The 10027-nt window shown below is 73.7% G+C and carries 5 protein-coding genes and 1 pseudogene; all 6 read right to left on the bottom strand.

Annotated elements, in window-relative coordinates; all coding sequences use genetic code 11:
* On the bottom strand, positions 1 to 1358 hold a 1358-nt coding region (locus SSQG_RS08650), incomplete at its 3' end, for a cobyrinate a,c-diamide synthase (protein ID WP_039934886.1).
* Entirely contained in the window at positions 1352 to 1951 is a 600-nt protein-coding gene (gene cobO / locus SSQG_RS08645) for a cob(I)yrinic acid a,c-diamide adenosyltransferase (protein ID WP_003989352.1), read from the bottom strand. The genes SSQG_RS08650 and cobO, both read right to left, overlap by 7 nt.
* Positions 1951 to 3980, bottom strand: a pseudogene (locus SSQG_RS08640) (putative cobaltochelatase). The gene cobO and the pseudogene SSQG_RS08640 overlap by 1 nt, the downstream one beginning before the upstream one ends.
* 169 nt (positions 3981 to 4149) lie before the next feature.
* Positions 4150 to 7812, bottom strand: coding sequence for a cobaltochelatase subunit CobN (cobN, locus tag SSQG_RS08635; protein WP_003989349.1), 3663 nt, complete (start codon positions 7810 to 7812; stop codon positions 4150 to 4152).
* Entirely contained in the window at positions 7809 to 9317 is a 1509-nt protein-coding gene (locus tag SSQG_RS08630) for a cobyric acid synthase (protein WP_003989348.1), read from the bottom strand. Before SSQG_RS08630 ends, cobN begins: the two co-directional genes overlap by 4 nt.
* Before the next feature lie 2 nt (positions 9318 to 9319).
* Positions 9320 to 10027, bottom strand: a 708-nt coding sequence (cbiB, locus tag SSQG_RS08625) for an adenosylcobinamide-phosphate synthase CbiB (protein WP_039932168.1), incomplete at its 5' end; no start/stop codon positions are given.

The following is a 10027-nucleotide window of genomic DNA, read 5'->3' as shown; positions in this document are numbered from 1 at the left end:
AGATAGCTCGCGTGCACACCGCGCTGTACGAAACCTTCGACCCGCCGGTGCGGAGTCCGGAAGCCCCAGGCGGGGTCCGCGCCCGAGCCGGGCTCCACGGCGGTCCGGTGGAACTCGTGCCCGCGCATCCGCGTCCCCGCCGCCGCGAGCACACTGTCGCCGACGGCGACGGCGTCCCGGTAGCCCAGGGTCAGCCGCTCGGTCATCCGCGCCCCGGCGTCCAGCACCCCGCACATGGGCAGCCCGTCCAGCTCCCGGCACAGGTACAGCAGCCCCGCACACTCGGCGGCGACGGGAGCACCGCTCTCCGCCAGGACGGCGACGGCCTTGCGCAGGCCTTCGTTGGCGGACAGCTCGGCGGCGTACACCTCGGGGAAACCGCCCCCGATCACCAACCCGCTCGTCCCCTCGGGCAGTTCCTCGTCCCGCAGGGGATCGAAGGGCACGACGTCGGCACCGGCGGCGGCGAGCAGTTCGGCATGCTCGGCATAGGAGAAGGTGAAGGCCGGCCCACCGGCCACAGCGACCCTCGGCACGCCTCCACCGGCCTCGGCCTGTCGGCCCGGCCTCTTGTCCGACCGTTCCGACCGTGTCGGGTGGTGGGTGGCCGAGGAGACCGCCTCAGCCGCGTCCCAAGCCGCACAGGACAGCGCACCGGCACTCCGCGCCAGCGCAGCCAACGCCTCGAGGTCACACCCCGCCGACACCTGCGCGGCCATGGCGGCGACCGCCTCCACGGCCGCCGCCCGCCGCTCGGCGACCGGCACCAGCCCCAGATGCCGGGACGGCGTGTCCACCTGCGGTGCCCGCCGCAACACCCCGAGCACCGGCACGCCCACCTGCTCCAGGGCCTCCCGCAGCAGCTCCTCGTGCCGGTCCGACGCGACCTTGTTGAGGATCACGCCCCCGACCCGCACCTCCGGGTCGAAGGAGACGAACCCGTGCACCAGCGCCGCCACCGACCGCGACTGCGACGACGCGTCGACGACCAGCACCACCGGCGCCCGCAGCAACTTCGCGACATGAGCCGTCGACGCCAGCTCGCCCTCCCCGGCGGCCCCGTCGTACATCCCCATCACGCCCTCGACGACGGCGATGTCACACCCTCGCGCCCCGTGCAGGAACAACGGCCCGACCAGCTCCGGCCCGCACAGGTACGCGTCGAGGTTCCGCCCCACCCGCCCGGTCGCGAGCGCGTGGTACCCGGGGTCGATGTAGTCCGGCCCGACCTTGTGCGGGGACACGGCGAGCCCCCGCGCGGCGAACGCGGCCATCAGCCCGGTGGCGACGGTGGTCTTGCCGCTCCGCGAGGAGGGCGCGGCGACGACCAGCCGGGGAACGGAGGGGGACGTCACCACTCGATGCCTCTCTGCCCCTTCTGCCCGGCGTCCATGGGGTGCTTCACCTTGGACATGTCGGTCACGAGGTCGGCGAAGTCCAGCAGCTTCTCGGGGGCGTTGCGCCCGGTGATCACCACATGCTGGGTGCCGGGCCGGTTCCGCAGGACGTCCACGACCTCGTCCGTGTCCACCCAGCCCCAGTGCATCGGGTAGGCGAACTCGTCCAGCACGTACAGCCGGTACGTCTCGGCCGCCAGGTCCCGCTTGACCTGCTCCCAGCCCTCCCGGGCCTTCTCCTCGTTGTCCAGCTGCGCGTCGCGCTGCACCCAGGACCAGCCCTCGCCCATCTTGTGCCAGGCGACCGACCCGCCCTCGCCGGAGGCGCCGAGCACCCGCAGCGCGTTCTCCTCGCCGACCTTCCACTTCGCCGACTTGACGAACTGGAACACCCCGATCGGCCACCCCTGGTTCCAGGCCCGCAGCGCGAGCCCGAAGGCGGCGGTCGACTTGCCCTTCCCGACGCCCGTGTTCACCACGACGAGCGGCCGGTTCCGGCGCTGTCGGGTCGTCAGACCGTCGTCCGGAATGACACTCGGCTGTCCCTGCGGCATTAAGCGGCCCTCCTCGTGGTCCCCTGCACATCCCTCACCAGCCCGGCGATCGAGTCCGCCCGCAGCTCGTCCAGCGTCACGGCGGTGCCGCCCAGTTCACCGGCGAGCTGCCCGGCGAGCCCCAGCCGCACCGGCCCGGACTCGCAGTCCACGACGACGGACGCGACACCCTCGGCCGCGAACAGCCGTGCCGCACGCCCGGCCAGGGCGACCGGCTCCGGACCTCCGGTGGCCCGTCCGTCCGTGACCACCACGACCAGCGGCCGTCGCGCCGGATCCCGCAGCCGCTCCACGCGCAGCACGTCGTGCGCGCGCAGCAGCCCGGCGGCCAGCGGCGTACGCCCGCCCGTCGGCAGCGACTCCAGCCGGGCCGCCGCCGCGTCCACCGAGGACGTCGGCGGCAGCGCGACGTCCGCGCCCGACCCCCGGAACGTCACCAGCCCCACCTTGTCCCGCCGCTGGTACGCGTCCAGCAGCAGCGACAGCACGGCCCCCTTCACGGCACTCATCCGCTGCCGCGCCGCCATCGACCCGGGAGGCGTCCACGACGAACAGCACGAGATTGCCCTCGCGCCCCTCGCGGTGGCCTGCCGCAGGTCGTCCCGGCGCACGACGAGACCCGGCCCGGACCGCCCGCGAGCCCGCTGGTGCGGCGCCGCGGCCTGCACGGTCGCCGCCAGGTGCAGCTTGGTGAGCGCGCCCTTGGGCCGCCGGGCACCCGTGGTCCGCCCGTGCTCGGTCCGCGCCCGGGACCGCCGCCCGGCGGTTCCCTCGCCGAGGCCGGGCACGCTCAGCACCTTGGTCCGAAACGGTTCGGCGGCCCGTACGGCCGACTGCTCGCCGGCCCCCGACGGCTGCGGCTGCGGCTGCCCGCCCTCCCCGGCCTCGGACCGGGCCTCGGAGTCGTCGCCCTGGGGCCCCTCGTCGGGCTCCGGCTGCCCACCGCCGCCACCGGGCCCGTCCGGCCCCGGATCCGGGTCGGAGTCCGGGTCCGGATCCGGGTCCTGATCGTCGTCCCCGGAGAACTCCTCCAGGGTCTCGTCCAGCTTGTCCTCGTCCAGCCCCGGCGCGTCGAAGGGATTGCGGCGCCTGCGGTGCGGCAGCGCGAGCAGAGCCGCCTGCCGGACGTCCTCAGCGAGCACGTCCGTACGCCCCGCCCAGGCCGCCAGCGCGGTCGCCGTGCGCGCCATCACGATGTCGGCGCGCATGCCGTCCACCTCGAACGCCGCGCAGGTCGCCGCGATCTGCCGCAGCGCCGCGTCGCCCAGCCGCAGGGACGGCAGGCAGCTTCCCGCGCCGCCGCGATCCGCGCCCGCACGGCGCTCTCCTCGTCCGCCCACCGGGCCGCGAACCCGGCCGGATCGGCGTCGTAGGCGAGCCGCCGCTTGACGACCTCCACCCGCTGGTCGGGCTCCCGCGAGGCCGCGACCTCGACGGTCAGCCCGAACCGGTCCAGCAACTGCGGCCGCAGCTCGCCCTCTTCGGGGTTCATGGTGCCGACCAGCAGGAACCGCGCGGCATGCCGTACGGACACACCCTCCCGCTCGACGTACGAGGCACCCATCGCGGCCGCGTCCAGCAGCAGGTCGACCAGGTGGTCGTGGAGGAGGTTGACCTCGTCGACGTAGAGGATCCCGCGGTGCGCGTCGGCGAGCAGCCCGGGTTCAAAGGCCTTCACGCCCTCCGAGAGGGCCCGCTCGATGTCGAGCGCACCCACGAGCCGGTCCTCCGAGGCGCCGACGGGCAGTTCGACCATCCGGGCGGGCCGGGTGGCGAAACCCCCCGGCTCGTGGGGTCCGTCCGGGCAGCCGGGGTCGGGCGCGCCGGGGTCGCAGGAGAAGCGGCACTCGGAGACGACGTCGACCTCCGGCACGAGCGCCGACAGCGCCCGCACGGCCGTCGACTTGGCCGTGCCCTTCTCACCGCGCACCAGCACACCGCCGACCGCCGGGCTCACCGCGTTGATGAGCAGCGCCAATCGGAGGCTGTCCTGTCCGACGAGGGCGGTAAAGGGATAGGGCGTGCTCACGCGGTGATCACTCCTTCGGGGGATTCATGGCAGAACGAGGCGCAGCCGAGCCGCGGCCCCGTCGTGGTCGAAGCCTGCTCCCCGCCGACACGGGGACGGTCCGGCCGTGTCGCCGGCGGTAGGCGGTGTGCAGGTGTGCTCCCCGTCGACGTGGGGGTTCGCAGGGCGCTCACGCGTCGCCCTCCAAGTCGCCTTCGAGTTCAAGGTAGGTGGCACGCAGCCGCTCGAGCGTCTCCGCGTCCGGTTCCGCCCACAGTCCGCGGTCGGCGGCCTCCAGCAGCCGCTCGGTGATGCCGCGCAGTGCCCAGGGGTTGGACGTCTTCATGAAGTCCCGGTTCTCCGGGTCGAAGACGTACTCCGAGCTGAGCTTCTCGTACATCCAGTCGTCCACGACCCCGGCCGTGGCGTCGTACCCGAACAGGTAGTCCACGGTCGCCGCCATCTCGAAGGCGCCCTTGTAGCCGTGCCGCCGCATGGCCGCCATCCAGCGCGGGTTGACCACGCGGGCGCGGAAGACGCGGTGGGTCTCCTCGCCCAGCGTGCGGGTCCGCACCTGGTCCGGGGTCGCCGAGTCACCCACGTACGCCTCGGGGCTCGCGCCCGTCAGGTGCCGCACCATGGCGACCATGCCGCCGTGGTACTGGAAGTAGTCGTCGGCGTCGACCAGGTCGTGCTCGCGCGTGTCGACGTTCTTCGCGGCGACCGCGATCCGCCGGAACGCCGTCTCCATGTCCCCGCGCGCGGCCCGTCCGTCGAGCCCCCGCCCGTAGGCGTAGCCGCCCCACACCGCGTACACCTCGGCGAGGTCCGCGTCGGAGCGCCAGTTGCGGGCGTCGATCAGCGGCAGCAGACCGGCCCCGTAAGCCCCCGGCTTGGATCCGAAGATCCGGGCCGTGGCGCGGCGCCGGTCGCCGTGCTCGGCGGTGTCCTGGTCGGCGTGCGCCCGGACGTAGTTCTGCTCGGCGGGCTCGTCCAGCTCGGCCACGGCCCGCACCGCGTCGTCGATCAGCCCCACCACGTGCGGGAACGCGTCCCGGAAGAAGCCGGAGATCCGGACCGTGACGTCGATGCGCGGCCGGCCGAGCTCGGCCGGCGGAACGACCTCGAACCCGGTCACCCGCCGAGAGGCGTCGTCCCACACCGGCCGGCAGCCCAGCAGGGCCAGGATCTCGGCGATGTCGTCGCCCTGGGTGCGCATGGCCGAGGTGCCCCACACCGTCAGCCCGACGGACTTCGGGTACGCGCCGGTGTCGCTCAGGTACCGCTGCACCAGCGAGTCCGCCAGCGACTGCCCGACCTCCCAGCTCAGCCGGGACGGGATCGCCTTGGGGTCGACGGAGTAGAAGTTGCGACCCGTCGGCAGGACGTTGACCAGCCCGCGGGTCGGCGACCCGGACGGGCCCGCCGGGACGTAACCGCCGTCCAGCGCCCGAAGGATGTGCCCGATCTCGTCGGTGGTCCGGGCCAGCCGCGGCACGACCTCCCCGCAGGCGAACTCCAGCACCGCCGCCGCGGCGGGCAGTTCGGTGCCGAGTACCTCCCGGACCAGGGCCGGGCTCTCGGCGACCGCCCAGCCGCGTTCCTCCATGCCCTCCGCGAGCCGCCGGCACAGCTGTTCCAGCAGGTCGATCGCGTCGGCGGCGGTCCGCGCCGGGCCCTGCACCAGGTCCGTCAGCTCCACCGGCACCTTCACCGGCGCGCCCGGCTCGGCCAGCAACTCCTTCTCCACCAGCCCGAAGTGCTCCGCGAGCGACGCCCTGAGCCCGGGCAGCGCGTTCGCCTGCCCGCCCCAGACCTGCGAGGCGCGCAGCACGGCCAGGACGAGGTTGACGCGCGGCTCGCCGACGGGCCCGCCGCCCAGGATGTGCAGACCGTCCCTGATCTGCACGTCCTTGATCTCGCACAGATAGCCGTCGATGTGCATGACGAACTCGTCGAACGCCTCGTCGGCCGGCTGCTCGTCGACGTGCAGGTCGTGATGGAGCTCGGCCGCCTTGACCAGCGTCCAGATCTGCGCGCGCACGGCCGGGGCCTTCGCCGGGTCCAGGTCGGAGACGAGCGCGTACTCGTCGAGGAGCTGCTCCAGCTTGGCCAGATCACCGTAGGTGTCGGCGCGCGCCATCGGCGGCACGAGGTGGTCGACGACGGTCGCGTGCCCGCGGCGCTTGGCCTGGGTGCCCTCGCCGGGGTCGTTGACGATGAACGGGTAGATCAGCGGCAGGTCTCCGAGGACGGCGTCCGGGGCGCAGCCGCCGCTGAGCCCGAGTCCCTTGCCGGGCAGCCACTCCATCGTGCCGTGCTTGCCCATGTGCACGACGGCGTCCGCGCCGAAACTGTTCTCCAGCCAGCGGTACGCCGCCATGTAGTGGTGCGACGGCGGCATGTCCGGGTCGTGGTAGATCGCGATCGGGTTCTCGCCGAAGCCGCGCGGCGGCTGGATCATCACCACGACGTTCCCGAACCGCAGGGACGCCAGCACGATGTCGTCCCCGTCGACGTACAGGCCGCCCGGCGGCTCGCCCCACGCCGCGGTCATGGCGTCCTTCAGCTCCGGGTCGAGCTTCTCGAACCACGCCCGGTAGTCGGCGAGCGGCACGCGCGCGGGCGCCGACGCCAGCTGGTCCTCGGTCAGCCACTCGACGTCGTGACCGCCGGCCTCGATGAGCCGGTGGATCAGCTCGTCGCCGTTGTCGGGGTGTCCCTCCACGGCGTACCCGGCGTCCCGGAGGGCGTCCAGCACCCGTACCGCCGAGGCCGGGGTGTCCAGGCCGACCGCGTTGCCGACCCGGGAGTGCTTGGTCGGGTAGGCGGTGAAGACGAGCGCGAGCTTCTTGTCGGCGTTCGCCTTGTGCCTCAACTCCGCGTGCCGCACGGCGATCCCGGCGACCCGGGCGGCGCGCTCCGGGTCGGCGACGTACACGGGCACGTCGGCGCCGTCCTCGGTGGCCTGCTCCTTGAAGGAGAACGGCACGGTGATCAGCCGCCCGTCGAACTCCGGGATGGCCACCTGCATCGCGGCGTCCATGGGGGAGAGGGCGGCGTCGGACGCCTCCCAGGCCCGGCGCGAGGACGTCAGGCACAGCCCTTGCAGCACGGGGATGTTCAGCTCGGCGAGGGCGCCGATGTCCCAGGACTCCTCGTCGCCGCCCGCCGACGCCTGCGAGGCGTGGGTGCCACCGGCCGCGAGCACGGTCGCCACGAGGGCGTCCGCCTGCCCGAGGATCTCGTACAACCCCTCGTCCGCCCCGCGCAGCGAACCGCAGTACACGGGCAGCGCGTCGGCCCCCCGCGCCTCGATCGCGTCGCACAGGGTGTCCACGAACGCGGTGTTGCCGCTCAGCTCGTGCGCCCGGTAGAAGAGCACGCCCACGGTCGGCCGGCCCTGGTGGCGCGGACGTTCGCCCCGGACGCCGTACTCGGGCATCCGCTGCGGCGCGGCGAAGCCCTCGCCCGTGAGCAGCACGGTGTCGGACAGGAACCGGGCCAGCTCGGTGAGGTTGGCCGGTCCGCCCTCGACGAGGTACTTCAGCGCCTCCGCGACGACCCCGGCCGGCACGGACGACTCGGCCATCAGCTCCGCGTCGGGCACGGACTCGCCGCCGAGCAGCACGGTGGGGACGCCGGACGCCTTCAGCACGGCGAGCCCGTCCTCCCAGGCCCGCTTCCCGCCGAGCAGCCGTACGACGGCGATGTCGGCGCCCTCCAGCAGCGCCGGAAGCTCCTCCCGGGCGTCCACACGGGTCGGATTGCCGATCCGGTACGAGACACCGGAGGCGGCCCGGGCCGCCAGCAGGTCCGTGTCGGCGGTCGACAACAACAACACAGTGCTCATGCGGGCGCTCCCGGTGGGATGAAGGGCAGTCCTCGCGGCGCGCCCGACTCGATGAGCCGCCACAGCGCGTCCGTGTCCGCGTGCTGTTCGATCAGGTCGCCGAGCCGGTCGAGCTGCTCCTCGCGCAGCGCGGCGAACGACGTGTCGGGCGCCGGCACGAAACGGCGGCCCGCCGCGGCCGCCACCTCGCGCAGGAAGGCCCGCCGGAACCCGTCCGACTCCAGTGAGCCGTGCCAGTGCGTGCCCCAGGTCTGCCCGACCCGGCAGCCGTCCAGGAAGGGTTCCCCACCGGTGACCTCGGCGATCCCGTGATGGATCTCGTACCCCTCGACGCGCTCGCCGAGGGCTTCCCCGACCGGCCGGGTCAGGGTCTTCTCCGCGGCGAACCGCACACGGACGGGAAGGACACCGAGCCCTTCCACGCTCCCTTTGCGGCTCTCGACGTCGTCCTCGATGTGCTCGCCGAGCACCTGGAAGCCGCCGCAGACGCCGAGGACGGGCCGCCCTTCGGCGACCCTGCGCTTCAGCGCCTCGGCGAGCCCCCGCTCGTGCAGCCACTCCAGCGCGCGGACCGTCCCCCGGGTGCCCGGGACGACGACGAGATCGGCGTCGGCGAGCTCCTCCGGCCGGTCCACGAACCGCACCACCGCACCCGGTTCGGCGGCCAGGGCGTCCACGTCGGTGAAGTTGGACATGAGGGGGATCGCGCAGACGGCGATCCGCAGGACGTCCTCCCCGACGGGCGGGGCGACGGTCGACTCGCGCACGGTCCCGCGCAGGGACACGCGCAGTCCGTCCTCCTCGTCGATGCCGAGCCCGTGCCGGAAGGGCAGGACGCCGTAGGTGTGCCGTCCGGTGAGCCCGTGCAGCATGTCGAGGCCCGGCTCCAGCAGACTCACGTCCCCGCGGAACTTGTTGACGAGGAACCCGGCGACGAGCTCCTGGTCCTCGGGCGAGAGCAGGGCGACGGTCCCGAAGAACGAGGCGAAGACCCCGCCCCGGTCGATGTCGCCGACGACGAGCACGGGCAGCCGCGCGCCCCGCGCGATCCCCATGTTGACGATGTCCGTCCGCCGCAGATTGATCTCGGCGGGAGAACCGGCCCCCTCACAGATCACCGCGTCATACGTGCCCCGCAACTCGGCGAGACAGTCGAGAACGGTCCCGAGCAGTTTCTGCTGACGTCCGCCGTGGTACCCGCGCGCGCTCAACTCGCCCACCGGCTTGCCCATCAGCACGACCTGGCTGCTGCGCTCGCCGCCGGGCTTGAGCAGCACGGGGTTCATCAGCGCGGTCGGCTCGACGCGGCAGGCCTGCGCCTGCATGGCCTGCGCGCGCCCGATCTCGGCGCCCTCCCTCGTCACGAAGGAGTTGAGGGACATGTTCTGCGCCTTGAAGGGCGCGACCTTGACGCCCTGCCGGACCAGCCACCGGCAGATCCCCGCCGTGACGACGCTCTTGCCGGCGTCGGAGGTGGTACCGGCGACAAGAAGCCCACCGCTCATACTCACTGCCCCCTCTTGAGCAACCGCGCACCGGCGCACACCCCGAGCGCGAGCCAGGTGACGCGCCGCGACAGCCGCACGGCCCGTGCGACGTCGTGCGTGTCGACGGCACGTCCTTGCGTGTTCAGCACGGGCCGGTGCTCCACCCGCCCGCCGTACGAGAGCGTTCCGCCCAGCCGCACCCCGAGCGCCCCGGCGAAAGAGGCCTCCACGGGCCCGGCGTTGGGGCTCGGATGCTTCGCCGCGTCCGCCCGCCAGGCGCGGACGGCCCCGCGCGGATCCGGTCCGGCCAGCGCCGCGAGAACGGCGGTCAGCCGGGCCCCCGGCCACCCCGCGAGGTCGTCCAGCCGGGCGGAGGCCCACCCGTACCGCCGGTACCGGGCGGACTTGTGCCCGACCATGGCGTCGAGGGTGTTGACGGCCCGGAAGCCGAGAAGCCCCGGCACACCACCGACGGCCCCCCACACGAGAGCCCCCACGACCGCGTCGGAGGTGTTCTCGGCGACGGACTCGACGACGGCCCGGGCGATCCCGTCGGCGTCCAGCGCCTGCGGGTCCCGCCCGCACAGATGCGGCAGCCGCGCACGGGCCGCTTCGACGTCCCCCGCCTCCAGGGCCCGCCCGACGGCCTGTGCCTCGCGGGCGAGCGAAGTCCCCCCGACCACGGCCCAGGTGGCGGCGCCGGTCAGCGCGACGGAGGCCAGGGCGGA

It is taken from the genome of Streptomyces viridochromogenes DSM 40736, assembly GCF_000158955.1.
Taxonomy (GTDB): Bacteria; Actinomycetota; Actinomycetes; order Streptomycetales; family Streptomycetaceae; genus Streptomyces; species Streptomyces venetus.
Note: the sequence above shows the minus strand (reverse complement) of the source record. Positions and strands in the feature narration are given on the sequence as shown.